The following is a 24,349-nucleotide window of genomic DNA, read 5'->3' as shown; positions in this document are numbered from 1 at the left end:
GCCGGGGGAGGCCCTGCGGCCCACGGGCGCGCGGCAGGGGCTCGCGACGGACGCAGCAGGCGGTGCGACGCACTGGGCGCCGGTGGCGCGCGCGGTGGCGCGCATCCCTCGAAGGGGTGAGTTGATGGACGTGCACACCCTGGGGGACGGGGCGGGCACGGCCCCGTGACGGACCCGTAACCCGTGGTAGCCACCCGCCGCCACCTGCACTTTCCCGGTCACGCCCGGCAGCGTGTGCGGGGAAACGTATCTGTCAACGCCTTCTCCTGCACCCCGCGAAAGGACCACCCGACCCCTACTATCACCACGCCATGACAGCAGCAGGGAACCACCAGGCGAGCCGGCCCGTCGGACGCCGGCTGGAGCGGGCCGGCATCAGGGACGTGGCCGCCGCGGCCGGCGTCTCGATCACCACTGTCTCCGACGCGCTCAACGGCAAGGGCCGACTGCCCGACGCCACCCGCCGTCACGTCCGTGAGGTCGCCGACCGGCTGGGGTACCGCCCCTCCGCCGCCGCCCGCACGCTGCGCACCGGGAGGTCGGGGCTGATCGGCCTGACCGTGACGACGTACGGCGAAGAGCCCTTCACCTTCACGGAGTTCGCCTACTTCGCCGAGATGGCCCGGGCCGCCACCTCCGCCGCGCTCGCCCGCGGCTACGCCCTGGTCATCCTGCCCGCCTCCTCGCGGCACGACGTGTGGAGCAACGTCGCGCTGGACGGCACGGTGGTGATCGACCCCTCCGACCACGACCCGATGGTCACCGAGCTGGTGCGGCAGGGCATCCCCGTGGTCAGCGACGGCCGCCCGGCCGGCAGCCTGCCCGTACGGGCCTGGGTCGACAACGACCACGAGGCCGCCGTGCTCGGCATCCTGGAGCACCTCGCCGAGGCCGGGGCCCGCAGGATCGGCCTGCTCACCGGGACCAGCACCGACACCTACACCCGCCTGTCCACCACCGCCTACCTGGGCTGGTGCGAGCGGATCGGCCAGGAACCCGTCGTCGAGGCCTACCCCGCCCACGACCCGTGCGCCGGCGCCGTCGCCGCCGACCGCCTGCTCGCCCGGCCCGACCGCCCCGACGCGGTCTACGGCCTCTTCGACCCCAACGGCACCGACCTGCTCGCCGCCGCCCGCCGCTACGGGCTGCGCGTGCCCGACGACCTCCTGCTGGTCTGCTGCAGCGAGAGCATGGTCTACGCGACGACCGAGCCCCCGATCACCACGCTCTCCCTCAAACCGGGCCGGATCGGCACCGCGGTCGTCCAGTTGCTCATCGACGCCATCGAGGGGGTGGACGCGGGCCGCCCGGTGCAGCAGGTCATGCCGACCGACCTGATCGTCCGCACCTCCTCCCAGCGGCGCTCGCCGCGCACCACCGTCAGCCCGCCCCGCGGGCCCGCGGGGGGATAGGAACCGGTGCCTCCGGGCCGAGAACGGTCCGCCCCGTGCGGATTTGTCCGCACCGGATGAAATCGCTATCAGCAGGTGTGTCACGCCACGACATCGTCATTCCTATGATGGGCGGATGGTGGCGCGACGGTGGAGGGGTCGATGACTCAGGGGGCAGGTCAGGGACCCATGCCCGGTACCTCGTACGGCTGGTCCCAGGACCCCGCGGAGGTGGTGGCGCACGGTGCGCCCATGACGCCGTCGGCGCACCCCGCCGATGCCGTCGGGGCCCCACCGGGCTACCCGGCCGGGCACGAACCGACCATGATCGACGAGCGGATGATGCCGCCGGAGTACACACCCACGCAGCACGACCTCCCGGTGGTCACCGCGACCGACCCCCAGGCGCTGGGCCCGCTCTACGTCGTCGGCGACGTCCACGGCTACCTGGACCGGCTGCGCGAGGCCCTGTACGCGACCGGGCTGATCGACTCCGAGGGCCACTGGGCGGCCGGCAACGCCCGCCTGTGGTTCCTCGGCGACTTCACCGACCGCGGCCCCGACGGCATCGGCGTGATCGAGCTCGTCATGCAGCTGTCCGCGGAGGCCGCCGCGGCCGGCGGCTACACCAGGGCCCTCATGGGCAACCACGAACTGCTGCTGCTCGGCGCCCACCGCTTCGGCGACACCCCGGTGAACTCCGCCGCCGGCACCGCCTCCTTCCTCGCCGCCTGGCGCCTCAACGGCGGCCAGACCACCGACATGGAGCGGCTGCAGGACCACCACGTCGCCTGGATGTCCCGGCTGGACGCGGCCGCCCTCACCGACGGCCACCTGCTGCTGCACTCCGACACCACCGCGTACCTGGAGTACGGCGGCACCATCGACGCCATGAACGACGCCGTCACCGGCATCCTGCAGCGCGGCGACGCCGACGAGTGCTGGGAACTGTTCCGCAAGTTCACCCGGCGCTTCGCCTTCCGCGGCGAGTCGGGACCGGAGGCCGCCCGCGAACTGCTCGACACCTACGGCGGCCACCGCGTCGTGCACGGCCACAGCCCGATCCCGTACCTGCTCGGCGAGCCCGGCGGGGAGCTCGGCTCCGAGCAGCCGGACCGGTCCGCCGTCATCGAGGGACCGCACGTATACGCGGACGACCTGGCGGTGGCCATGGACGGCGGAGTGACCATGGACGGCAAACTCCTGGTCGCACAGCTGCCGTTGTAGTCCCCGAAACCCCCATTTTCCGGAAACACTCTGTCACCGCGTCACCTCCGCGCTCTACCATCGGGATATCCGTAGGCAGCTTCTCCTCCGCTTCCGCCCAGCCGGACCGGACCTCAGTCCTTCGTGAACTCCGGGCGGCACCGGAGACGGAGCATCGGGGGATGCACATGAACAGCGCTCCACACCTGCTGACCGAGGACCGCCCGGAGTTCGAGCGCGCCCTCGACACGGCTCTGCACTCGGAGGGCACGCGCGCCGCCCTCGCCGACCCGCGCAGCCGCCTCAACGCCGAACAGTTGCGCACCCTGGCGCTCAACGCGGCCGTGCCCATCTCCGCCTGCGCCGCGCCGGAGTACGAGCAGTTCGTCAAGGTCCGCGAGGCCCTCGCGGAGCAACGCCGCGAGGCACGCACCGCGGCCGTGCCGGGCATCGGCTACGCGGCCGCGGCGGCCCCGGTCGCCGCCGACGGCTCGGGGGCCGGGCTGTTCGCCGTCGTCGCCGTGCTCACGCCGATCCTGGCGGGCACGGCCGCCGTCATCTTCCTCGTGCTCGGGTACGCCCTGCGCTTCGGGCACCCCGAACCGGCGATCGCCCAGCCGCTGCGGCAAGCCGGCTGGCTCTTCGCGGCAGTCGCCGCCTGCGGCGTCGTCATCGGCATGGTCGGACTGCTGCTCACCGCGCTGCGCAACGGCTCGACCGCCCTCCACGACCCTCCCGACGACGAGTCACGGGACGTCGCGCTCGCCCGCGAACTGTGGCGCCGGGCCCTGGTGGAGCGGGGGCTGCAGCCCTTCCTCGACGATGCCCTCGCCAAGGCCGCCGGCGCCGCCCCGACCGCCCCCACCGCGAGCCCCGGCGGCGGCACCTCCCGGATGCCACGCCTCGGCTACTCCCGCCCCGACTTCTCCAGCCCCGGCCCCGAGTCGTCCCCCGAACCCGGGGACCGCTTCACCAGCCCCGACTTCACCAGCCCGGACTTCTCCAGCCCCGACTTCGGCGGCCCGGACCACACCCCGGACTGACCGGACGGACCCGGGGACGTTGTCGTACCCCGGTGCCACAGTGCGGGCATGGACACCGACCGGTTCTGGCAGCTGATCGACTCCGCCCGCGCCACGGCGGCGGCCGGCGGCGAGCCCTTCGACGAGGCGCTGGTACGCCTGCTGACCGAACGGCCGCGCCAGGAGATCCTGGAATACGCGGAACGCTTCGACGAACTGCACGACGCCCTGTACCGCTGGGACGTCTGGGCCGCCGCCTATCTCATAGGCGGCGGCTGTTCCGACGACTCCTTCACCGACTTCCGCGCCGGCGTGATCGCCCAGGGCCGCGACTGGTACGAACGCGTGGCCGCCGGGCCGGACAGCCTGGCCGGCCACCCCGGCGCGGTCACGGCCGCGCGGGAAGGAAGCGACGCCCTGTTCCGCGAAGAGGTCAACTACGTGGCCGTCGAGGCCTTCGAGCGCCTCACCGGCGACCCGGAAGCCTTCTGGACCGCCTGGTCCGTGCACCACCCCGCCCATACCCGGAAGCCGTCGGAGCCCGACATGGGCGAGGACTTCGACTTCGACGACGACGCGGAGATGCACCGCCGGCTGCCCCTCCTGGCCGCCCTGCACCTCGGTCCGGACGGCGAATAGGGGTGGTCGGCGTACCGGACCGTCGCGCCCCCCGCCGCCCCGCCTCCGCTCCGACGTCCTACGATGCGTCAGTCCTCCGGCGGATCCGGATCATCGTGCGGCAAGGGGAGTCCATGCGCCTGTCCAGCTACGTCAGGAAGGCCTCCCTGGGCGCGGCGGCGATACCCCTCCTCGCCGGGTGCGCGGGGGAACAGGGCCCGGGCGGGGCCGCGGAGCGAGCCGCGGAGAGGCCCGCCTCCCGGACGGACCTGCCGGTGCGGACCGGCGCACGGGACGTCGTCCACACGGACACCGACGACCGGTCGTACGAGGTCAGGATCACGGTCAAGAGCCTGGTCCGGGGTTCGGAGGAGGACATGCGGGGGGCTCGCGCGGACAAGGGGCTGAAGGGCATGGTCCCCCACTACCTCACCTTCGAGGTCACCAACACCGGCCGGCAGAAGATCCCCGCCGCCTACACGGTGGACAGCGACTTCGCCCTGAACGGCACCGACTGGGCGCGCGGGGAGAAGGTCCGGGTCAGCGGCGGCAGGCCGGGCGGGATCGACCTGCCCTGCGCGGACACCGCGCCGAAGACGCTGGCGCCCGGCGACTCGTACACCACCTGCGTGACCTACGCCCTGCCCGAGGGCGTCGGCGTGCTGTCGCTGACGCACAACGCCGACGGCTACCTCGACGAGGGCGGCGCGGTCGCCGCCTGGCCCGTCGAGGGCGGCATCGAGGCGGCGTCCGCCGGGCTGGCGGAGCCGGGCGAGGTCATCCCCGTCCAGTGGGACGCCCGCGAAGACGGCGTCCTCGAACTGCCCGCCACGCTGGTGTCCGTACGGCGGGGCAGGGCGGCCGACCTGGCGGCGCTGGACCTCGACCTCAACGGGAACGAGCGGCGCGGCGTCCCGTACTACGTGTCGGTCACCTACACCAACACCGGGCCGAAGGACCTCTACCCCGACCAGAACGGCCACGTCCGCCTGCTCACCGAGAGCGGTCGGCAGATTCGGGGCAAAACCTCCTTCGTCCTCGACACGAAGGTCCCCGGCTGTCCGTCCGACTGGGTCGCCCGGATGGTCCCGCCGGGCGACAGCGTGACCGAGTGCAGCATCCACCTGGTGACGGACGACGGCGACAAGCCGTTCGCGGTGGGTTTCGCGGAGGCGGGCCGGCCCGGACTGGTGGCCTGGCGGGCCCCCCTCCGCTGAGGCGGCCGGGTCAGCCGGCCGACCTGCCGCCCGTCTCGGCGACCGGGAGGTAGACGCGGTTGCCCGAGGCGGCAAACTCGCGGGACTTCTCCGCCATGCCGGCCTCGATCTCCTCGGGCGTGCCGCCGTGTTGGCGGCGGATGTCCTGGGAGATCCGCATGGAGCAGAACTTCGGCCCGCACATGGAGCAGAAGTGCGCGGTCTTGGCCGGCTCCGCAGGCAGCGTCTCGTCGTGGAAGGCCCGTGCCGTGTCCGGGTCGAGGGCCAGGTTGAACTGGTCCTCCCAGCGGAACTCGAAGCGGGCGTCGGACAGGGCGTCGTCCCACTCCTGGGCGCCGGGGTGGCCCTTGGCGAGGTCGGCGGCGTGGGCGGCGATCTTGTAGGTGATGACGCCGGTCTTGACGTCGTCGCGGTCGGGCAGGCCCAGGTGCTCCTTGGGGGTGACGTAGCAGAGCATGGCCGTGCCCCACCAGGCGATCATCGCGGCGCCGATGCCTGAGGTGATGTGGTCGTAGGCGGGCGCGATGTCGGTGGTGAGCGGGCCGAGGGTGTAGAACGGCGCCTCCTCGCAGATCTCCTGCTGGAGGTCGATGTTCTCCTTGATCTTGTGCATGGGGACGTGCCCCGGCCCCTCGATCATCGTCTGCACGCCGTGCCGCTTGGCGACGGTGTTGAGTTCGCCGAGCGTGTGCAGCTCCGCGAACTGGGCCTCGTCGTTGGCGTCCGCGATGGAGCCGGGACGCAGGCCGTCGCCCAGGGAGTAGGTGACGTCGTAGGCGGCGAGGATCTCGCAGAGCTCCTCGAAGTTCTCGTAGAGGAAGCTCTCCTGGTGGTGCGCCAGGCACCAGGCCGCCATGATCGACCCGCCGCGGGAGACGATGCCCGTCTTGCGGCGCGCGGTCAGCGGGACGTACCGCAGCAGCACGCCGGCGTGGACGGTCATGTAGTCGACGCCCTGCTCGGCCTGCTCGATGACGGTGTCCTTGTAGATTTCCCAGGTCAGTTCCTCGGCCTTGCCGTCGACCTTCTCCAGGGCCTGGTAGAGGGGGACGGTGCCGATGGGGACGGGGGAGTTGCGCAGCACCCACTCGCGTGTGGTGTGGATGTTGCGGCCGGTGGAGAGGTCCATGACCGTGTCGGCGCCCCAGCGGGTGGCCCAGGTCATCTTGTCCACCTCCTCCTCGATGGAGGAGGTGACGGCCGAGTTGCCGATGTTGGCGTTGACCTTCACCAGGAACCGCTTGCCGATGACCATCGGCTCGATCTCCGGGTGGTTGACGTTCGCCGGCAGGACGGCGCGTCCCGCCGCGATCTCCTCGCGGACGGCCTCGGGGGAGACGCCCTCGCGGAGCGCGACGTACTCCATCTCCGGGGTGACCTCGCCCCGCCGCGCGTACGCCAGCTGGGTCACCGGCTGTCCCGGCCGGCCGCGCCGGGGGAGGCGGGGACGGCCGGGGAAGACGGCGTCCAGGTTGCGCAGGCCGCCGCGCGGTGAGGTGTGCTTGAGGCCGTCGTCCTCGGGGCGGACGGGGCGGCCGGGGTACTCCTCGGTGTCGCCGCGGGCGACGATCCAGTTCTCCCGCAGCGGCGGGAGGCCGCGGCGGACGTCGGTGGTGACGTTCGGGTCGGTGTACGGGCCGGAGGTGTCGTACAGCGTCACGTCCGTGCCGTTGGTCAGGTGCACCCGGCGGACGGGGACCGCGATGTCCGGGCGGGACCCGGTCACGTACCCCTTGTGCCAGCCGATTTCGCGCGCGCGTGCATCCTGCATGGTCATGAGACCCACTCCCTACGCCGGCATTACCCGGTAACAGGTTCAGCGGTCGGCGCAGCTGGTGGCCCCTCGGCCGGTCAGCGCCCTCTCAGCCCGGTGCTCCGAGCTCCCGCGTTTGCAAAGGTGCCTCAACGCTAGCGGGTCCTCGCTGACGCACACCAGGGGGTGTTGCGATGATCGGGCGGTGGACTCCACTCACCCGCACGCGCACGGCCATGGTCACGGACACGGTCACGGCCCGGTGCCGCCGGTCTCCCGGCACCTGCGCAAGGTCATCGCCGCCGTCCTCGTCCCCTTCGTCGCGGCCGTGGTGGCCGGCCTGGTGGTGCTGTGGCCGGGCGGTGTGCCGGAGCACGACCGCACCGGCGTCGGCTTCGACCAGCAGACGCAGTCCGGACGGGTGGTGAAGGTCGAGGACGTCAAGTGCTCGGAGGTCAACGCCGAACCGGGCGCCGGCGCCGCTCCCTCCCCCGGGCCGTCGGCGGCGCCGTCCGGTCCGGCGATCTGCCAGCGCGCGACCATCGAGGTCACCTCGGGCAAGGACGCGGGCCGCACCTTCACCGAGATCGTGCAGCCGACCCAGACCCGGCACTACACCAAGGGCCAGAAGGTGCTGCTGGCGTACGCGCCCCAGGCGCCGCGCGAACTGCAGTACTCGGTGACCGACCTCGACCGGGCGTTCCCCCTGTGGCTGCTGGCCGGGATCTTCGCCGCGGTGGTGGTCGTGGTCGGGCGGCTGCGCGGGATCCTGGCGCTGGCCGCGCTGGTCATCAGCTTCGCCGTGCTGACGCTGTTCATCCTCCCGGCGATCCTGCACGGCAGCAATCCGCTCCTGGTGGCGGTGATCGGCGGCAGCGCCATCATGCTGATCGCGCTCTACATGTGCCACGGTCTGAACGCCCGTACCTCGGTGGCGGTCCTGGGCACCTTGTGCTCGCTGCTGCTGATCGGCGTCCTGGGCTCGGTCTTCATCGACTGGGCGCTGCTCAGCGGCAACACCTCGGACGAGACCGGGCTGATCCACTCCCTCTACCCGGACATCGAGATCCGCGGTCTGCTGCTGGCGGGCATCATCATCGGTTCGCTCGGCGTCCTGGACGACGTGACGGTCACCCAGACCTCGGCCGTGTGGGAGTTGCGGGAGGCGAACCCGTCGGCCGGCCCGCGGCAGTTGTACTCGGCGGCGATGCGCATCGGCCGGGACCACATCGCCTCGGTCGTCAACACCCTGGTGCTGGCGTACGCGGGTGCGGCGCTGCCGCTGCTGCTGCTCTTCTCCATCGCGGAGCGCGGGGTGCTGGCGGTGGCGGGCAGCGAGCTGGTCGCCGAGGAGATCGTGCGCACCCTGGTGGGCAGCATCGGCCTGGTGGTGGCGGTGCCGTTGACGACGGCGCTGGCCGCGCTGGTGGTGTCGGCGGACCGCGGCAGCGGCGACACTGTTCCCACGGGCACCGGTCGCGGGCACCGGCGCCGCGCCAAGTGAGCCGGGAGGGGCGGGGGACGTGGTCGGACTGCAGGGCAGGGTGACCGGGACGGTCGGGCCGGGGCTGGTCGGCGAGGTGATCGTGCACGTGCGGGGCGGTGCGGAGGCGTTCCTGGCGTACCCGGCGACCGCCGGGGAGCGCATCGAGAAGGGCACGGTCGTGGTGGTGGTCGAGCACCTGCCGCCGCGGACCGTGTACGTGGCGCCCGCGTACGGCTGAGCGGATCGCTCCGCTCCGCGTCAAGAAAGCAACAAGGATCCGCCAGGACCTACCGGACCGTCACCCACAGGCGCACACTCCCGTACGCGGCCCCGATCGGGGCCATTCGTAAGGGGGCGTATGCCGATGCTCATCGGCGTTGCGGCGGGCGGGGCGCTCGTCGCGGTCATCATCCTGATCGGCCTGTTCCGGCTCATGTGGCGGGTCGCCGAGCCCAACGAGGCACTGGTCATCTCCGGTTCCAAGCACCGTACGGACGGTGTGGGGGAGGGCATGGGGTTCCGCATCGTCACGGGACGGGGGACCCTGGTCCTGCCCGGCGTACAGGCGGTGCGCAGGCTCTCGCTCGACCTCAACGAGGCCGAGCTGAACGTGGACTGCGTCACCCAGCAGGGCATCCCGCTGAAGGTGCACGGCGTGGTCATCTTCAAGGTCGGCGACGACATGGTCTCCATCGCCAACGCGGCACGGCGGTTCCTGGACCAGCAGAAGTTCATGCCCGAGCGGGTGCACAACGTCTTCGCCGGTCATCTGCGCTCCATCGTGGGCGGGCTGACGGTGGAGCAGATGATCCGGGACCGGGAGCGGCTCACCGCCGAGACCCGGGCCGCCTCGGGCTCGGAGATGGAGAAGCTCGGTCTGATCATCGACTCGCTGCAGATCCACGAGATCGTCGACCCGACCGGTTACATCAACAACCTGGCCGCTCCGCACGCCGCGGCCGTCCAGCGTGACGCGCGCATCGCGCAGGCGGAGGCGGACCGGCTGGCCACCGAGGCCGAGCAGCAGGCCGCGGCCCGCATGGCGGAGGCGACCCGGGACAGCCAGATCCTGCAGGCCGGCTACATGGCCGAGCGGGACAAGGCCACCGCGTCCTCCCGGCAGGCGGGCCCGCTCGCGGAGGCGGCGGCCCGGCAGGAGGTCGTCGTCCAGGAGACCCGGGTCGCCGAACTGGAGGCGCAGCGGCGCGAGCAGCAGCTGCAGGCGGACGTCCGCAAGCCGGCGGACGCCTCCGCGTACGAGAAGCGGACGCTGGCCGAGGCCGAGCGCGACGCGCGCATCTCGGCGGCCGAGGCGAAGGCCCGCGAGACGGAACTGGCCGCCATCGCCGAGGCGAACCGCGTCAAAACGGCCGCGGCGGCGCAGGCGGAGCAGACCAGGATCGGCGGTGAGGCGGCCGCCGCGGCCACCCGGGCCACAGGTGAGGCCGAGGCCGCCGCGACCCAGGCGCGGGGTCTGGCGGAAGCCGAGGCCGCGAAGGCCAAGGGCCTGGCCGAGGCCGAGTCGATCAAGGCGCGGGCCGCGGCCCTGGCGGAGAACCAGGAGGCGGTCGTCGCCCAGCAGCTGGCCGAGAACTGGCCGGAGATCGTCCGGGCGGGTGCCGAGGCCTTCGGCAACGTGGACCACATGGTGCTGCTGAACGGCGCCGACGGGATGTCGGAGATGTTCGCCAAGGCACTGACCATGGGTGGTACGGGCCTGGGCCTGGCCCGTCAGCTGCTCGCCCAGATGAACAGCGCGACCGGCACCGGCGGCGACGCCCCGCCGAACGGTGCGGCGCCGCGGGGCCCGGAGCGCGTGCGGCTCCAGGACTGAGCGGCGCACCTCCCGTGGGGCCCGGTGACCGGGCCCCACGGGGTCACCACTTGTCGCGGGAGTCGGACGAGGACGAGGTGAACTTCTTGACCACGTACACCAGACCGCCGACCAGTGCCACGAAGACCAGCACCTTGAACAGCAGCCAGAACAGGAACCCGATCGCGCTGGCGATCATGCCGCCGAAGACCACGATCGCGATCACCGGCACCGCGACCCACTTGACCCACCAGGGCAGGCCCTCGAAGAGCTTCACCGTTTCCTCCTCCTTGTCGTCCTTCCGCTCCCAGGCTAGGGCCGCGGCGGCCCCCTGCGGAGGCCTCGCGGTCCCCATCCGTCCCTGACCCTCCCCCTACGGGAACCCGGGGGCGGAGGCCCTCACGCCTCGGGGGGCGAGAAGACCACCATGACGTTCAGGTCCTCGGTGACGTGGTGGAAGCGGTGCGGAGTCCCGGCCGGGACGTAGACCACGCTGCCGCGCGCGACGTGCGTCGTCTCCTCCCCCACGGTGATCAGCGCCCGGCCGCTCACGACCAGGTAGATCTCGTCCTGCGCGTGCGGTTTCTGCGGGTCGAGCTCCCCGGCCCGCAGGGCGTAGAGCCCGGCGGACATGTTCCGCTCGCGCAGGAAGCCGAGGTACGCGCCCTCGTTGGCGGCCCGCTCGGCCTCCAGGTCGTCCAGCCGGAACACCTTCACTTACCCGCTCCCTCTCGCCCCTGTGCCTGTGGGATCACTTCTGCGACGATCTCAGCCATGATGAACTTCGTCGTCAAGACGCTCGCGAACGCCGGCGCCCTGCTGGTGGCCATCTGGCTCGTGGGCAACATCACGCTCACCGGTGACGACACCGCGCACAAGGCCCTCACCCTCATTCTCGTCGCCCTGGTCTTCGGCGTGGTGAACTGGCTGGTGAAGCCGCTGGTGAAACTGCTCTCGCTGCCCCTGCTCGTGCTCACCCTCGGGTTGTTCACGCTGATCGTCAACGCCCTGATGCTGCTGCTCACCTCCTGGATCTCCGGCAAGCTCGACCTGGACTTCCACGTCGAGGGCTTCTGGGCGGCGTTCCTCGGCGGTCTGATCATCAGCATCGTCTCCTGGGCCCTGAACATGGTCCTGCCGGACGAGGACTGACCCCGGGGCTGCATCATGGAGCCCATGAGCGCTCCGTCCTCCCGCACCCCGCTGCGGGTGTGCTTCGTGTGCACCGGCAACATCTGCCGTTCGCCGATGGCCGAGTCCGTCTTCCGCGCCCGTGTCGAGGAGGCCGGACTCGGCGCCCTGGTCGTCGTGGACAGCGCGGGGACCGGCTCCTGGCACGAGGGCGACGGCGCCGACCACCGCACCGTGGCCGTGCTCCGCGCGGCCGGGTACGGGCACGAGCACATCGCGCGCCAGTTCCAGCCCGAGTGGTTCGCCGGGCTCGACCTGGTGATCGCCCTCGACTCCGGCCACCTGCGGGACCTGCGCCGGCTGGCGCCGACCGCGGAGGACGCCGCCAAGGTGCGGCTGCTGCGCTCCTACGACCCCGGCGCGGACGGCCGCGACCTGGACGTGCCCGACCCCTACTACGGGGACATCGGCGGCTTCGAGGAGTGCCTGGGGATGTGCGAGGCCGCCGCCGACGGCCTGCTGGAGGCCGTACGCGACGCCCTCGGCGAGCCCGCACCCACACCGTGACCCGTCCGGCCGGACTCGCGGACCGGGTCGCCGCCCTGCTGGGCGAGCCGGTGACCGAGCTCGGCCCGGTGGGCGGCGGCTCGATCTGCCGGGCGGTACGGCTGCGGCGCCGCTCGGGCGGCACGGTCTTCGCCAAGTCCCTCGCAGACGCGCCGCCGGGCTTCTTCGCCGCCGAGGCCGCGGGCCTGCGGCTGCTGGGCGGGACCGGCACGGTCGCCGTACCGGAGGTGCTCGCCGCCGACGAGCGCACGCTCGTCCTGGAGTGGGTCGAGCCCGGCCCGGCCACCCCTGCCGCCGCCGAGCGCCTGGGCCGTGAACTCGCCGCCCTCCACCGGGTCCCCGCCCCGGGGTACGGGACGGCACACCCCGCCTACATCGGTTCGCTCCCCCTGCCGTCGCCCGGCTCCGGGCAGGCGTCCGGCTCCCCCGGGGACTGGCCCTCCTTCCACGCCGGCCGGCGGCTGCTGCCCTTCCTGCGGCAGGCCGCCGACGACGGCGCCGTGACACCGGCCGACGTCCGCGCGGTCGAGCGGGTCTGCGAGCTGCTGCCGCGGATCGGCGGCCCCCCGCAGCCGCCCGCGGTGATCCACGGCGACCTGTGGTCCGGCAACGTCCTGTACGCCGCCGACGGCCGCGCCCGCGTCGTCGACCCGGCGGCGCAGGGCGGGCACCCCGAGGCCGACCTGGCGATGCTGGAGCTGTTCGGCTGCCCGCACCTGGAGCGGGTGCTCGCCGCGTACGAGGAGGTCCGGCCGCTGCCGGGCCGCCGGGAACGGGTGCCGCTGCACCAGTTGCACCCCCTGCTGGTGCACGCCGTCCTGTTCGGGGCGGGCTACGGGGCCGCCGCGGGCCGGGCCGCCCGTGAGGCCCTCGCGTCCGCCTAGCGGACGGCCGTGTTCGTTGGCCCGTACACCGGTATCTTCCGCCTGTACGTTCGCGAAGACGGGGAGAGCGAGGAGAGGGCGATGACGGAGTACGAGAGCAGACCCGGGGACAGCACCCGCAGTGTGCACGCGGGCCGCCCGCCGGCCCGGCCCCACGAGCCGGCGCTGCCCGGCCCGGTGTTCGCCGCGCACTTCCACCTGCCGGGCGACGTCACCGGCCCGTACACCTACGGCCGTGACGAGAACCCCACCTGGACCCGGCTGGAGGAGGCGATCTCCGCCCTGGAGTCCCCGGACGTCCCCGCGCAGACGCTGGCCTTCGCCTCGGGCATGGGCGCCATCTCCTCCGTGCTCTTCTCCCAGGTGCGTTCCGGCGACACGGTGGTGCTGCCCTCCGACTGCTACCAGGCGACGCGCACCCTCCAGGGCCGCCTGGAGGACTACGGGGTCTCGGTCCGCCTGGCGCCCACCGCGGGCGACGCCCAGCTGAAGGTGCTGGAGGGCGCCCGGCTGCTGTGGATCGAGACGCCCTCCAACCCGGGCCTCGACGTGTGCGACATCCGCCGGCTGGCCGACGCCGCGCACGCCGCGGGCGCGCTCGTGGCGGTCGACAACACCCTCGCCACCCCGCTCGGCCAGCGTCCGCTCGACCTGGGCGCGGACTTCTCGGTGGCGAGCGGCACCAAGGCGCTGTCCGGCCACGGCGACCTGCTGCTGGGCTACGTGACCACCCGTCGGCCCGAGCTCGCCGCCGGGGTGCGGATGTGGCGCAAGACGGTCGGCGCGATCCCCGGTCCCATGGAGGCCTGGCTGGCCCACCGTTCGCTGTCCACGCTCGCGTTGCGGGTGGACAAGCAGGCCGCCAACGCCCTGGAGCTCGCCGCCGCGCTGCGCCGGCGCCCCGAGGTGACCGACGTCCGTCACCCGGGTCTGGTGGACGACCCGGCGCACGCCGTCGCGACCGCGCAGATGACCCGGTTCGGCAGCGTCGTGTCCTTCACGCTGCCCGACAAGGAGCACGCCGAGCGCTTCCTGTCCGAGCTGCTGCTGACGACCGAGGCCACCAGCTTCGGAAGCGTGACCAGCACCGCGGAACGCAGGGCGCGCTGGGGCGGCGACGCGGTCCCCGAGGGCTTCGTCCGCTTCTCGGTGGGGGTGGAGGACGCGGCCGACATCCTGCGGGACGTGACGCAGGCCCTGGACGCCGCCGCGCGCTGACCCCGTTCGTTCATCTCAAACAGATATATCTACGTAGAGGGACCTACGCAGAATGGGTGGCCCGAGCCTCCCCCCTCGTGGCTCGGACCACCCTGGCTTTACGCGCGGAGATCCGCTCGAACAAGGCTAGTTGACTCTGCGTCAGTGTCCAATCACAGTTGCGATACAGACCTATCGATATATTTATATGTTGGGGTCGTACCGGTGGCTGGGAGGGAGCGGTTCCATGGATCTGGCTCTGCTGCGCACGTTCGTCACCGTGCACCGGGCCGGCTCCTTCACCAGGGCCGCCCAGCTGCTGGGACTGTCGCAGCCCGCGGTCACCAGTCAGATCCGCAGCCTGGAGCGGCAGGTGGGCCGCCCCCTGTTCCTGCGCCTGCCGCGCGGCGTCGCCCCGACCCCCGTCGGGGACGACCTGGCCCACCGGGTGGCCCCGCACCTCGACGCCCTCCTGGAGATAACCGAGGCGGACCTCGACGAGGAGTCCGGCAACCGCACCCTGCACCTCGCCGGGCCGCCCACCTTCACCTCCCTGCGCGCCCTCCCCGCCCTCGCCCCGCTGGTCGCCGAGGGCCTGCAGCTGCGGATCGCACTGGCCGGCGAGGACGAGGCCCTGGCCGGCCTCGCCGCGGGCCACCACGACCTGTCCATCGGCACCCTCCGGCCGCGCGACCGGCTGCTGACCGCCAGCGCCCTGTGGGACGAGGAGCAGATACTCGTGGCCGCGCCCGTCTGGCAGGAGCGGATCGGCGGCCCGCTCGCGGTGCGAACCCACGGGGCACAGGTCCTCGACGACATCCCCGTGATCTCCTACGACGAGGGCATGCCGTTGATCGACCACTACTGGTCGGCGGTCTTCGACACCACCCCTGCCATCGTCCCCGCCGTGGTCGTGCCCGACCTGAGGGCGGTCCTGGAGTGCGTGGTCGCCGGGGTCGGCATGGCCGTCCTGCCGCGCTACCTGTGCTGCGAGGCCATCACGGCGGGCGCCGCCAAGGCGCTCCTGGAGCCGCCGGTGCCACCCCTGCGCACGTACTTCGTCTCGGTGCGCGCCGGGACGCTCGCGCTGCCGCACATCGCGCGGGTGCACGAGCAGCTGATGCGCTCCTCCGCGGCCTGGTGACCGCGCGCCCGGCGTACGGCAGGTGACCTCCGCGAGAACGCGGCGTTCCGATTCGCCGTCCCGGGGGCGTTTGCCGCCTCCCGCGCCGCGGCAGATCTCAGGCATGCCCCCGGACATCGAAGCACCTGCCACACCCGGTGCACCGACCGCCCCGGCCACCCGGCCGGTGGTCAAGCGCACCGCCCGTGCCATCCTGCTCGACGGCGACTCCCTCGTGCTCATCAAGCGCACCAAGCCCGGGCTCCACCCGTACTGGGTCACCCCCGGCGGCGGGGTCGAAGGCGAGGACGCCACCATCGTCGAGGCGCTCCACAGAGAGCTGGACGAGGAACTCGGCGCCAAGGTCACCGATGTCGTCCCGGCCTTCGTCGACACCGTCGAGCACATCGGCGAGGACGGCTCGCACGGCGTGAAGGTGCAGCACTTCTTCGTGTGCCGGCTGGCCTCCATGGACCCCTCGCGGCGGCACGGCCCCGAGGTGGACGAGCCCTCGGGGACGTACGACGTGGTCCGCGTGCCCTTCAGCCGGGTCGGGCTCGCCTCCGTGGAGATCGTCCCGCTGACCCTGCGGCACTACCTGGACGGCAACATCGAAGGCGTGCTGGGACTGCTCTCGGCCGACCTCGGCTGACCTCGGGGCGGCCCGGCCGGCAGCGGGCCGAGCGGGGCGGCCTCAGACGCCGAACCAGCCCGGGCCCGCGCCGCCGGGCCGCGCGGCGGCGGAGCGCGCGGCGTCTGCGGCCGCCCGGAAGTGGTCGCCGCCCTTGCGCCGCACGTCGTCGGTGCCCCAGGCCCGGCCGCCCTGCAGGGGCACCTTCGCCATCCGCGGGATGTGCTTCGAGCAGTGGACGTACGCCTCCACGACGCTCACCCGTACCCACAGCTGAGGCCTGCGGCCGGGCACCGGGTCCACCGGGAGCCAGGGGTGCAGGGCGCGCATCGCGCCGTCCGGGACCACCCGCGCGCGGCCGTTGACGTGCAGTCCGATCCGGTCCCGGGTGAAGTCGAGCATCAGGATGCCCACGTGCGGGTTCTCGCGCAGGTTGCCCAGCGAGGCCATCACGCCGTTCCCCCGGTACTCGGGGTAGACCAGGGTCCGCTCGTCCAGCACGGTCAGGAAGCCGGGCGGGCCTGCCCTGAAGGTGCTGTCGCACTCCCCCCGGGCGTCCGCCGTGGACAGGAAGAACATCTCCTGCCGCTCGGTGAACTCCCGCATCAGCGGGTTGAGGTGGTCCAGCACCTGTTCGGTGTAGAAGCGGTCCGCGCGGTCGGCCGTGCCCATCTCCTCCTGGACGCGGTGCTCTCCCGCACTTCCGGGACGTTCCTGCGGCAACGTTTCTCCTCGTGGGGGGGGTGGTGGGGCCGGGGGGGCGGGCGGAGCGGATTCAGTCGCCGGCCGCGACCAGTTCCTCGATCAGGTCGTGCCGGATGCGCTGGGAGGGCATGCCGCTGCGCACGAGGGTGTCGACGCCGCTGCGGATCATCCCGGGCGGCCCGCTGAGGTACGCGTCGTACTCGGGCCAGGGGCCGTACTGCCGCACGATCTCGGGGAGCGGGCCGTGCAGCCCCACTTCGCCGCGGCCGTGGGAGACCACGGGGCGCACCGAGAGCCAGGGGTGGCGCCGGGCGAGCCCCACCAAGGTGTCCAGGTCGTACAGGTCGTGGTCGCTGCGGGCGCCGTAGAAGACGTCCATGGCACGGCGGCGGCCGTGCTCGGCGACGTCCTCGACCAGGGCCTTGATGGGGGCGATGCCGGTGCCGCCGCCCAGGCAGAGCAGTCCGTTGTCGGTGCTGTGGTCCACGACCATGGAGCCGCCCGGAGGACCGAGCCGCAGCACGTCGCCGGGCCGGGCCCGGTGGACCAGCGCCCCGCTGACCCAGCCGGCCGGCACGGCCTTCACGTGGAAGACCAGCAGGCCGTCCGGGCGGGGGGCGCTGGCGAAGGAGTAGTGCCGCCAGACCCGCGGCCACCAGGGCGTCTCCAGGGTCGTGTACTGGCCCGCGAGGAAGGGGTAGGGCTGGTCGGGGCGGACGCTGAGCACCGCGATGTCGGAGGTGCGCGGTTCGTGGCTGACGATCTCCGCCTGCCACCAGGGCGGCGCGTGCTTCTCGTCGGCCGCCGCCGCGTCGATCATGATCTGGGAGATCGCCGTGTAGGCGCGCACCCAGGCCGCCTCGACCTCGTCGTTCCAGACCGCCGAGGCGTACCGGGTCAGCGCCCCGATCAGGCATTCCCCCACGGCCGGATAGTGCTCGGGCCGGGTGCCGTATTTCCGGTGGCCGCGGCCCAGGTGGGACAGGTATTCGGTGAGTATCTCGGCGTCGTCCATGTGTTCCGCGGCGGTGAGGAGCGCTTTCAACAATCGGTCGCGCTGCGCGTCCATCGCGGCCGGAAAGAGTTCGCGCAACTCCGGATGCCGTATGAACAAAAGTGCATAGAAATACGACGTCGTCTTGTCGGCTACGGGCGCGACCTCCTCCATCGTCCGCCGGATGAGCAGTGCGTCCGCGCTCGGTTGCCGCGACCGCGGCCGGGCCTCGGCCCGGGGCGGGGGCTGCCTGTCCGGCGGCTCCGGGTGGTGCCGCGGCCCCGGCGCGTCCTGCGGGGGGCCGGGCCGGGGCAGCGCCGGGCCGGGGCCGGTGTTCCGCCCGGCTCCCGTGCCCACCGGCCTTATGGGCCGTACCGGGCGGCTCGGCTCGCCGCCGCCCCCGCCCTCGTGGTGGGGTCTCGGCCCGTCAGGGGGTGTGTGCGGCGTGAACCATCCGGAGGACCCAGCCCCGGCTCCCTTTCCCGGTTCGGCCGCGTTCGTGGTCAGAGCGTCCATGGTCAGCTTCGCCTCGAGCTTCTCCCGGTCGGTGTCCGTACATCGGCCACACATCCTGCGCGGAAAGCCTGCCAGGACTTCACGCCGCCCGGACAAATAGCCGGAAGTACGGGAAACGCGGTTACCGATCCCGTTAAGCTCAGCCGAATGTGAAGCCCCGCTGCCGCGGAACCCTGACGACCCTACCCCGAGTCACTGCTTTCACAACCGTCACTCAATTCCCGTGACGATCACCACAGTTCCACCGTCACGTATTCAGCCCACGACCAGCGCATACGCTTCACGCAAATCACGCCCGGTGTACGCATGGCTGGCCAGCCCGCTCACGTGGTGGTCCCCGTTGACCGCGACCGACACCGGCACCGCCGCGAAGAGCGCCGTGTCCGACAGCGAGTCCCCGTACGCCACGCACTCCGCGCGGCTGACCCCGTAGCGGGCGCACAGCTCGTCCGCCGCCGTCACCTTCGTCTCCGGCAGCAGGATCCCCGCCACGTCCAGTCCCGCCGCCGGGCCGAACGGGAACTCCGGGAAGACCGACGCCCGCACCTCGTGCGCCCCCCACTCCAGCAGCCGGCGCACGAAGAAGTCCGGGGAGAGCGACACCACCGCGCAGTGCTCCCCGCGGGCGGCGATGTCCGCCCACACCTCCCGTATCCCGGCCAGCCACGGGGCGCCCTCGAACGCCGTCGCCACCTGCGCCGGGGTGAGCGCCCGCCACAGCTCGTACGCCCGCTCCGCGTAGCCCGGCGAATCCAGCAGACCCCGCCCGAGCGCGTGCTCCAGCTCGCGGAACTCCGCCACCAGCCCCAGCTCCCGGGCGAGTTCCATGCTCGCCGAGGAGCCGTGCATCAGCGTCCCGTCCATGTCGAAGATGTGCAGCCGTCCCACGCGGTCCCTCCCTCGTCACCCGCCGCCCGGCCGGTCCCCGGCGGCGTCCCTCCGAACAGCCGGGCGGCGTCCTCCGCCGCCCCGCGGACCGCGGGCCTGCGGTCCGCCGCCCGCCAGGCCAGCGCGACCGTGCAGCGCACGTCCCCGGCCAGCGGCACGATCACCACGTTCGACCGCGCGTAGTGCTCGTCGGTCGCCGTGCTCGCCAGTGCGCAACCCCGCCCCGCCGCCACGAGTTCGAGCGTCTCCTCCAGCGACCCCGACGGCACCGTCCCGGCCACGTGGACCACGCCCACGGCCGACGGATGGCGGAAGCCGGCGTAGGCCGCGTCCCCGGTCCGCGGCACCACCCAGGTCCTGCCGCCCAGTTCGGCGGGCGCTACCTCGCTCCTGCGGGCCAGCGGGTCCGTCGCGGGCAGCGCCACGCAGCGCCGGTCGCTGGAGACGGTCACCATCCCCAGTCCCGGTGCGTCCAACGGGGGCCACACGATGGCCAGGTCGGAGTGCCCGTCCAGCAGCCCGCAGGAGGGGTCGTCGAAGTCGTAGCGCCGCAGCCGCACGTCGCCCGGGGCGCGGGCCTGGACCAGGTCCAGCAGCTCCCGGGTGCGGCCGGCCGCCGCCTCCCCCAGGAAGCCCACGGTGAACGGCCGGGACGCCCCGTCCAGCAGCCCCTCGAGTTCGTCCGCGGCGTCGACCGCCGCCACCGCGTGGGCCAGGATCCGCCGTCCCAGGTCGGTCAGTTCGGCCCGTTCGCGGTTCCGCACCAGCAGCGGCCGCCCCGCGGCGGCCTCCAGCCGGCGCACCGACTCGCTCACCGTGGGCTGCCGTACGTCGAGTTGCCGCGCGGCCGCCGAGAACGAGCCCGTACGCGCCACCGCCACGAACGCCCGCAGGCCGGGCAAGGTCAGCGTCACCCCCGGAGGATAGCCAGGCTCCGGCCGATGCCCATAGGGGAAAACTATGGGTGCCGCACGCCGCCGCCACGGCACGCTGCCCGCATGACATCCCCCACGGCCCCCGTGCGCCGCCTCACCCCCGCCGACCTCCCCGCCTGCAGCGCGCTGGCCGTCAGCCGCGACTGGGGCGCCGAGGAGCACAAGTGGCGCTTCCTGCTCACCCACGGCACCGGTTACGGCATCGACGCCCCCGACGGCGACGGCCTGGCCGCCACCACCGTCCTGACGCGCTACGCGGGCGGCCTGGCTGCGGTCAGCATGGTCCTGGTCGCGGCCCGGTACGAGGGGCAGGGCCTCGGGCGGCGCATCATGACCCACGTCCTGGCCGAGGCGGGCGACGACACCGTCACCCTGCACGCCACCGACCGCGGCCGCCCCCTCTACGAGAAGCTCGGCTTCCGGGCGGTCGGCACCGTCGTCACGCACCGCGGCCGCTTCGCCCCGTCGGTACCCGCCGGGGCCGACGGTCCCGCCGCCGCGCGGCCGCGGCCCTTCACCGATGCCGACCTGCCGGCCCTGCTCGTCCTCGACGCCGAGGTGTTCGGCGCGGACCGCTCACCGCTCCTGCGCGACCTGCCGCGGTTCGCCGAACGCCTCCTGGTCACCGAGGAGGACGGTGTCCTGACCGGTTACGCCTCGGCCTGGCTCAACGCGGACACCCTGGTCGTGGGGCCCGTCGTGGCCGGGAGCGCGGCCGGGGCCAAGGGGCTGATCGACGCGATCACCCGCGACGCGGGCACACCCGTCCGCCTCGACCTGCGCACCGGCACCCCCGGCGGTCTCGACGGCTGGGCCGCGGAACACGGCGTGACCCCCGTCTTCCCCAACACCCTCATGGTGCTCGGTGACCGTGACCTGCCCGGCGACGAACACCGCCGCCACACACCGCTGATGGTGGCCCTGGGCTGAACCGCCGTCCTGCCGCGCGAAGGTCGCACGGCGGATCGCCGCCCCCGGGTGGCTCAGGTCTGGGCCATGTCCACGAAGCGCGAGTAGTGGCCCTGGAAGGCCACGGTGATGGTGGCCGTGGGGCCGTTGCGGTGCTTGGCGACGATCAGGTCGGCCTCGCCCGCGCGCGGGGACTCCTTCTCGTAGGCGTCCTCGCGGTGCAGCAGGATCACCATGTCCGCGTCCTGCTCGATGGAGCCAGATTCACGCAGGTCGCTGACCATGGGCTTCTTGTCCGTGCGCTGTTCGGGGCCACGGTTCAGCTGGGAGAGCGCGATGACCGGCACCTCGAGCTCCTTGGCCAGGAGCTTGAGGTTACGGGACATGTCGGAGACCTCCTGCTGACGGCTCTCGGGCCGGCGCGAACCGCCCGCCTGCATCAGCTGGAGGTAGTCGATGACGACCAGGCGGAGGTCGTTGCGCTGCTTGAGCCGGCGGCACTTGGCCCGGATCTCCATCATCGACAGGTTCGGCGAGTCGTCGATGTAGAGGGGCGCCGCGGAGACGTCGGGCATGCGGCGGGCCAGCCGCGTCCAGTCGTCGTCGGTCATGTTGCCGGAGCGCATGTGGTGCAGGGCGACCCGGGCCTCGGCGGACAGCAGGCGCATCGCGATCTCGTTGCGGCCCATTTCGAGGGAGAAGAAGACGCTGGGCATGCCGTTGGTGACCGAGCAGGCACGGGCGAAGTCCAGCGCGAGCGTGGACTTGCCCATCGCGGGACGGGCGGCGATGACGATCATCTGGCCCGGGTGCAGGCCGTTGGTGAGGGAGTCCAGGTCGGCGAAGCCGGTGGGCACCCCGGACATCTGGCCGCTGCGCGAGCCGATGGCCTCGATCTCGTCGAGGGCGCCCTCCATGATCTCGGAGAGCGGGAGGTAGTCCTCGCTGGTGCGCTGCTCGGTGACGGCGTAGATCTCGGCCTGCGCGGAGTTGACGATCTCGTCGACGTCGCCGTCGGCGGCGTACCCCATCTGCGTGATGCGCGTGCCCGCCTCGACGAGCCGGCGCAGGACCGCGCGCTCGTGCACGATCTCCGCGTAGTACTCGGCGTTGGCGGCGGTGGGCACCGCGTTGACGAGGCTGTGCAGGTAGGGGGCCCCGCCCACGCGCACGAGCTCACCGCGCTTGGTCAGCTCGGCGGCGACGGTGATGGGGTCGGCGGGCTCACCGCGGGCGTAGAGGTCGAGGATCGCGGCGTAGATGGTCTCGTGGGCGGGCCGGTAGAAGTCGGCGCCCTTCAGCACCTCGACGACGTCGGCGATGGCGTCCTTGGACAGCAGCATGCCGCCGAGCACCGACATCTCGGCGTCCAGGTCCTGCGGGGGTACGCGTTCAAAGCCCGCCGCTCCGCGGTCGTCGTCACGGTCGCGGTCGCGGTCCCGCTCGTCCCTCCGGCGGAAGCGGGAGACGGGCAGGCGGTCGCCGGGACCGTCCGGCGGGAACGGCGGCTCGCTCCCCCAATGGTCGTCCGCGGGTTCGGGCTGGCTCACCCCCCTGCCACCTCCTCCCGTCCGACGCGGACCGCTGCGTCGTGTTCCACTTCCTACGCCACGGCTCTGACAATCAGCCGCCCGGACACACCTGTGGCACGTCGGGCGACGCCCCACGGTAGGGGTCCGCGGGGTCCACAGCCAAGACGGTTATCCACAGGGGCTGGGGATGACCTGTTGAAGAACCGCCCCTACCTGTGGAGAAGCCCGCTCCAGCTGTGTACAGGGCGGGGGACAGCGCGGTGGACAAGCACACAATCACCCAATGATCACGCGGCTGACCTGCGCTTTCTTCATCCACCCACTGTGGACAAGAAAAACTTGCCCGCTCGGCCCAAGATCACGACAAACGGCACGGAGGAGATCACCCTGCGCAGCCGGAAGTAAGAGGCTGCATTGCCTTGCATCCCTTACATGTGGATGATTACCCTTGCCGGGTGCCCCAGGTCGCCGAACACTCCCCCCAGCAGGCCGTACGCCGCCACGACCGCGAGATCATAGGCCTCGCGCTGCCCGCCTTCGGCGCGCTGGTCGCCGAACCGCTCTTCCTCATGGCCGACAGCGCGATCGTGGGCCACCTCGGCACGTCGCAGCTCGCCGGGCTCGGTGTCGCGGGCGCCCTGCTGACCACCCTCGTCGGCGTCTTCGTCTTCCTCGCCTACGCCACCACCGCCGCCGTCGCCCGCCGGGTCGGCGCGGGCGACCTGCCCGCGGCGATCCGCCAGGGCATGGACGGCATCTGGCTCGCCCTCCTCATCAGCGCCGCCGTGGTCGCCGTCGCCGTCCCCGCGGCGCCCGCCCTCGCCGACCTGTTCGGCGCCTCGGGCACCGCGGCGCCGTACGCCGTCACCTACCTGCGGATCAGCGCCCTCGGCATCCCCGCGATGCTCGTCGTCCTCGCGGCCACCGGTGTGCTGCGCGGGCTGCAGGACACCCGTACCCCGCTCTACGTCGCCGTCGGCGGCTTCGCCGTGAACGCCGTGCTCAACGTGGTGCTGGTGTACGGCGTCGGCCTCGGCATCGCCGGCTCCGCCTGGGGCACCGTCATCGCCCAGAACACGATGGCGGCCGTCTACCTCGTCGTCGTGGTCCGCGGCGCCCGCCGGCACGGCGCCTCGCTCCGGCCCGACCTCGCCGGCATCCGCGCCTGCGCCCAGGCCGGGACGCCCCTGCTGATCCGCACCCTGAGCCTGCGGGCCGTCCTGCTGCTCGCCACCGTGGTCGCGGCCCGGCTCGGGGACGCCTCCGTCGCCGCCCACCAGATCACCACCACCCTCTGGTCGCTGGCGGCCTTCGCCCTGGACTCCATCGCCATCGCGGGTCAGGCCATCATCGGCCGCTACCTCGGTGCCGACGACGTGGCCGGGGCCCGGGCTGCGTGCCGCCGCATGGTGCAGTGGGGCATCGCCTCCGGCGTGGTGATCGGCCTGCTCCTGGCCGTCTCCCGGCCGCTGATCGCCCCGCTGTTCACCCCGGACCCGGCCGTGCGCTCCCAGTTGGCGGCCGTCCTGCTGGTGGCGGCGCTCTCCCAGCCGGTCTGCGGCGTGGTCTTCGTGCTGGACGGGGTCCTCATCGGCGCCGGCGACGGCACCTACCTGGCCTGGTCCACGGTCGTCACCCTCGCCGTCTTCGCCCCGGTGGCGCTGGCCGTACCGGCCCTGGGCGGGGGACTCACCGCCCTGTGGTGGGCGATGGGGCTGATGATGCTCACCCGGCTGGCCGGCCTCCACTGGCGCGCCCGCTCGGGGAAGTGGGCCGTCACCGGCGCCGTACGCGCCTGACCCGCGGGCCCTGCCGTACGCCTCCCGCACGC

General features: G+C 72.7%; 24 protein-coding genes. 16 read left to right on the top strand and 8 right to left on the bottom strand.

Going from position 1 to position 24,349, the window contains the following annotated elements:
- Positions 1 to 311: 311 nt before the first annotated feature.
- From AC1VWI_RS23165 to AC1VWI_RS23145, 5 genes are all read left to right on the top strand, one after another.
- Complete coding sequence (locus AC1VWI_RS23165; RefSeq protein ID WP_450388694.1) at positions 312 to 1,412, top strand: LacI family DNA-binding transcriptional regulator; 1,101 nt, start codon at positions 312 to 314, stop codon at positions 1,410 to 1,412.
- A gap of 168 nt (positions 1,413 to 1,580) precedes the next feature.
- The gene (locus tag AC1VWI_RS23160; protein ID WP_499512932.1) at positions 1,581 to 2,618 is read left to right on the top strand and encodes a metallophosphoesterase; all 1,038 of its coding nucleotides are present in this window, start codon (positions 1,581 to 1,583) and stop codon (positions 2,616 to 2,618) included.
- A 161-nt stretch (positions 2,619 to 2,779) separates the two neighbouring features.
- The gene (locus tag AC1VWI_RS23155) at positions 2,780 to 3,640 is read left to right on the top strand and encodes a hypothetical protein (RefSeq protein WP_499512931.1); all 861 of its coding nucleotides are present in this window, start codon (positions 2,780 to 2,782) and stop codon (positions 3,638 to 3,640) included.
- A 48-nt stretch (positions 3,641 to 3,688) separates the two neighbouring features.
- Positions 3,689 to 4,258 carry a DUF4240 domain-containing protein gene (locus AC1VWI_RS23150; RefSeq protein ID WP_499512930.1) on the top strand — a complete coding sequence of 190 codons (570 nt, stop codon included), beginning with the start codon at positions 3,689 to 3,691 and terminating at the stop codon, positions 4,256 to 4,258.
- 113 nt (positions 4,259 to 4,371) lie between these two features.
- On the top strand, positions 4,372 to 5,454 hold the full coding sequence (locus AC1VWI_RS23145) for a hypothetical protein (protein ID WP_499512929.1): 1,083 nt from the start codon (positions 4,372 to 4,374) through the stop codon (positions 5,452 to 5,454).
- A gap of 10 nt (positions 5,455 to 5,464) precedes the next feature.
- Here AC1VWI_RS23145 and thiC read toward each other — a convergent pair whose 3' ends face one another.
- Positions 5,465 to 7,231, bottom strand: a complete 1,767-nt coding sequence (gene thiC, locus AC1VWI_RS23140) for a phosphomethylpyrimidine synthase ThiC (protein WP_499512928.1) — start codon at positions 7,229 to 7,231, stop codon at positions 5,465 to 5,467.
- A 181-nt stretch (positions 7,232 to 7,412) separates the two neighbouring features.
- On the opposite strand from thiC, the gene AC1VWI_RS23135 reads away from it, so the two are divergent.
- The 3 genes from AC1VWI_RS23135 (at position 7,413) to AC1VWI_RS23125 (ending at position 10,527) form a co-directional block, all read left to right on the top strand.
- Positions 7,413 to 8,711 (top strand): YibE/F family protein, encoded by a 1,299-nt coding sequence (locus AC1VWI_RS23135; RefSeq protein ID WP_499512927.1) that lies wholly within the window; start codon positions 7,413 to 7,415, stop codon positions 8,709 to 8,711.
- Between the two features lie 19 nt (positions 8,712 to 8,730).
- On the top strand, positions 8,731 to 8,931 hold the full coding sequence (locus AC1VWI_RS23130; RefSeq protein WP_018558188.1) for an NfeD C-terminal domain-containing protein: 201 nt from the start codon (positions 8,731 to 8,733) through the stop codon (positions 8,929 to 8,931).
- Between the two features lie 120 nt (positions 8,932 to 9,051).
- On the top strand, positions 9,052 to 10,527 hold the full coding sequence (locus tag AC1VWI_RS23125) for a flotillin family protein (protein WP_499512926.1): 1,476 nt from the start codon (positions 9,052 to 9,054) through the stop codon (positions 10,525 to 10,527).
- Positions 10,528 to 10,570: 43 nt separating this feature from the next.
- On the opposite strand, the gene AC1VWI_RS23120 is transcribed toward AC1VWI_RS23125, so the two are convergent.
- Both AC1VWI_RS23120 and AC1VWI_RS23115 read right to left on the bottom strand, forming a co-directional pair.
- Positions 10,571 to 10,783: a DUF5326 family protein gene (locus AC1VWI_RS23120; protein ID WP_018558186.1), complete on the bottom strand. Its 213-nt coding sequence runs from the start codon at positions 10,781 to 10,783 to the stop codon at positions 10,571 to 10,573.
- A 122-nt stretch (positions 10,784 to 10,905) separates the two neighbouring features.
- Complete coding sequence (locus AC1VWI_RS23115) at positions 10,906 to 11,223, bottom strand: cupin domain-containing protein (protein WP_499512925.1); 318 nt, start codon at positions 11,221 to 11,223, stop codon at positions 10,906 to 10,908.
- Between the two features lie 57 nt (positions 11,224 to 11,280).
- Here AC1VWI_RS23115 and AC1VWI_RS23110 point away from each other — a divergent pair, with 57 nt between their 5' ends.
- The 6 genes from AC1VWI_RS23110 to AC1VWI_RS23085 all read left to right on the top strand — a co-directional run bounded on the left by AC1VWI_RS23110 (position 11,281) and on the right by AC1VWI_RS23085 (position 16,060).
- The gene (locus tag AC1VWI_RS23110; protein WP_499512924.1) at positions 11,281 to 11,658 is read left to right on the top strand and encodes a phage holin family protein; all 378 of its coding nucleotides are present in this window, start codon (positions 11,281 to 11,283) and stop codon (positions 11,656 to 11,658) included.
- A 24-nt stretch (positions 11,659 to 11,682) separates the two neighbouring features.
- The gene (locus AC1VWI_RS23105; protein WP_499512923.1) at positions 11,683 to 12,204 is read left to right on the top strand and encodes a low molecular weight protein-tyrosine-phosphatase; all 522 of its coding nucleotides are present in this window, start codon (positions 11,683 to 11,685) and stop codon (positions 12,202 to 12,204) included.
- Positions 12,201 to 13,088 carry a fructosamine kinase family protein gene (locus tag AC1VWI_RS23100; RefSeq protein WP_499512922.1) on the top strand — a complete coding sequence of 296 codons (888 nt, stop codon included), beginning with the start codon at positions 12,201 to 12,203 and terminating at the stop codon, positions 13,086 to 13,088. The genes AC1VWI_RS23105 and AC1VWI_RS23100 overlap by 4 nt, the downstream gene beginning before the upstream one ends.
- 81 nt (positions 13,089 to 13,169) lie before the next feature.
- A complete protein-coding gene (locus tag AC1VWI_RS23095; RefSeq protein ID WP_499512921.1) occupies positions 13,170 to 14,306 on the top strand; it encodes a cystathionine gamma-lyase in 1,137 nt (378 codons plus the stop codon).
- Positions 14,307 to 14,532: 226 nt separating this feature from the next.
- A complete protein-coding gene (locus tag AC1VWI_RS23090) occupies positions 14,533 to 15,429 on the top strand; it encodes a LysR family transcriptional regulator (RefSeq protein ID WP_499512920.1) in 897 nt (298 codons plus the stop codon).
- Positions 15,430 to 15,532: 103 nt separating this feature from the next.
- Positions 15,533 to 16,060, top strand: a complete 528-nt coding sequence (locus AC1VWI_RS23085) for an NUDIX domain-containing protein (protein ID WP_499512919.1) — start codon at positions 15,533 to 15,535, stop codon at positions 16,058 to 16,060.
- Positions 16,061 to 16,102: 42 nt separating this feature from the next.
- Here AC1VWI_RS23085 and AC1VWI_RS23080 read toward each other — a convergent pair whose 3' ends face one another.
- The 4 genes from AC1VWI_RS23080 to AC1VWI_RS23065 all read right to left on the bottom strand — a co-directional run bounded on the left by AC1VWI_RS23080 (position 16,103) and on the right by AC1VWI_RS23065 (position 20,056).
- The gene (locus tag AC1VWI_RS23080) at positions 16,103 to 16,762 is read right to left on the bottom strand and encodes a pyridoxamine 5'-phosphate oxidase family protein (RefSeq protein ID WP_499512918.1); all 660 of its coding nucleotides are present in this window, start codon (positions 16,760 to 16,762) and stop codon (positions 16,103 to 16,105) included.
- Between the two features lie 52 nt (positions 16,763 to 16,814).
- The gene (locus AC1VWI_RS23075; protein WP_499512917.1) at positions 16,815 to 18,254 is read right to left on the bottom strand and encodes a globin domain-containing protein; all 1,440 of its coding nucleotides are present in this window, start codon (positions 18,252 to 18,254) and stop codon (positions 16,815 to 16,817) included.
- Between the two features lie 255 nt (positions 18,255 to 18,509).
- Positions 18,510 to 19,142, bottom strand: coding sequence for an HAD family hydrolase (locus AC1VWI_RS23070; protein ID WP_499512916.1), 633 nt, complete (start codon positions 19,140 to 19,142; stop codon positions 18,510 to 18,512).
- Positions 19,103 to 20,056, bottom strand: a complete 954-nt coding sequence (locus AC1VWI_RS23065; RefSeq protein WP_499512915.1) for a LysR family transcriptional regulator — start codon at positions 20,054 to 20,056, stop codon at positions 19,103 to 19,105. Before AC1VWI_RS23065 ends, AC1VWI_RS23070 begins: the two co-directional genes overlap by 40 nt.
- A gap of 84 nt (positions 20,057 to 20,140) precedes the next feature.
- On the opposite strand from AC1VWI_RS23065, the gene AC1VWI_RS23060 reads away from it, so the two are divergent.
- Entirely contained in the window at positions 20,141 to 21,007 is an 867-nt protein-coding gene (locus AC1VWI_RS23060; RefSeq protein WP_499512914.1) for a GNAT family N-acetyltransferase, read from the top strand.
- Positions 21,008 to 21,060: 53 nt separating this feature from the next.
- Here AC1VWI_RS23060 and dnaB read toward each other — a convergent pair whose 3' ends face one another.
- Complete coding sequence (dnaB, locus tag AC1VWI_RS23055; protein WP_499512913.1) at positions 21,061 to 22,536, bottom strand: replicative DNA helicase; 1,476 nt, start codon at positions 22,534 to 22,536, stop codon at positions 21,061 to 21,063.
- A gap of 437 nt (positions 22,537 to 22,973) precedes the next feature.
- On the opposite strand from dnaB, the gene AC1VWI_RS23050 reads away from it, so the two are divergent.
- On the top strand, positions 22,974 to 24,317 hold the full coding sequence (locus AC1VWI_RS23050; RefSeq protein WP_499512912.1) for an MATE family efflux transporter: 1,344 nt from the start codon (positions 22,974 to 22,976) through the stop codon (positions 24,315 to 24,317).
- Positions 24,318 to 24,349 lie beyond the last annotated feature (32 nt).

Source organism: Streptomyces sp. TOM-9 (genome assembly GCF_056858595.1).
This window is presented reverse-complemented; position numbering and strand designations above follow the sequence as displayed.

Coding starts and splice junctions, on each gene's coding strand:
- AC1VWI_RS23165 (WP_450388694.1), top strand. CDS start 312: ATGACAGCAGCAGGGAACCACCAGGCGAGCCGGCCCGTCGGACGCCGG.
- AC1VWI_RS23160 (WP_499512932.1), top strand. CDS start 1,581: ATGCCCGGTACCTCGTACGGCTGGTCCCAGGACCCCGCGGAGGTGGTG.
- AC1VWI_RS23155 (WP_499512931.1), top strand. CDS start 2,780: ATGCACATGAACAGCGCTCCACACCTGCTGACCGAGGACCGCCCGGAG.
- AC1VWI_RS23150 (WP_499512930.1), top strand. CDS start 3,689: ATGGACACCGACCGGTTCTGGCAGCTGATCGACTCCGCCCGCGCCACG.
- AC1VWI_RS23145 (WP_499512929.1), top strand. CDS start 4,372: ATGCGCCTGTCCAGCTACGTCAGGAAGGCCTCCCTGGGCGCGGCGGCG.
- thiC (WP_499512928.1), bottom strand. CDS start 7,231: ATGACCATGCAGGATGCACGCGCGCGCGAAATCGGCTGGCACAAGGGG.
- AC1VWI_RS23125 (WP_499512926.1), top strand. CDS start 9,052: ATGCCGATGCTCATCGGCGTTGCGGCGGGCGGGGCGCTCGTCGCGGTC.
- AC1VWI_RS23110 (WP_499512924.1), top strand. CDS start 11,281: ATGATGAACTTCGTCGTCAAGACGCTCGCGAACGCCGGCGCCCTGCTG.
- AC1VWI_RS23105 (WP_499512923.1), top strand. CDS start 11,683: ATGAGCGCTCCGTCCTCCCGCACCCCGCTGCGGGTGTGCTTCGTGTGC.
- AC1VWI_RS23095 (WP_499512921.1), top strand. CDS start 13,170: ATGACGGAGTACGAGAGCAGACCCGGGGACAGCACCCGCAGTGTGCAC.
- AC1VWI_RS23090 (WP_499512920.1), top strand. CDS start 14,533: ATGGATCTGGCTCTGCTGCGCACGTTCGTCACCGTGCACCGGGCCGGC.
- AC1VWI_RS23085 (WP_499512919.1), top strand. CDS start 15,533: ATGCCCCCGGACATCGAAGCACCTGCCACACCCGGTGCACCGACCGCC.
- AC1VWI_RS23075 (WP_499512917.1), bottom strand. CDS start 18,254: ATGGACGCTCTGACCACGAACGCGGCCGAACCGGGAAAGGGAGCCGGG.
- AC1VWI_RS23060 (WP_499512914.1), top strand. CDS start 20,141: ATGACATCCCCCACGGCCCCCGTGCGCCGCCTCACCCCCGCCGACCTC.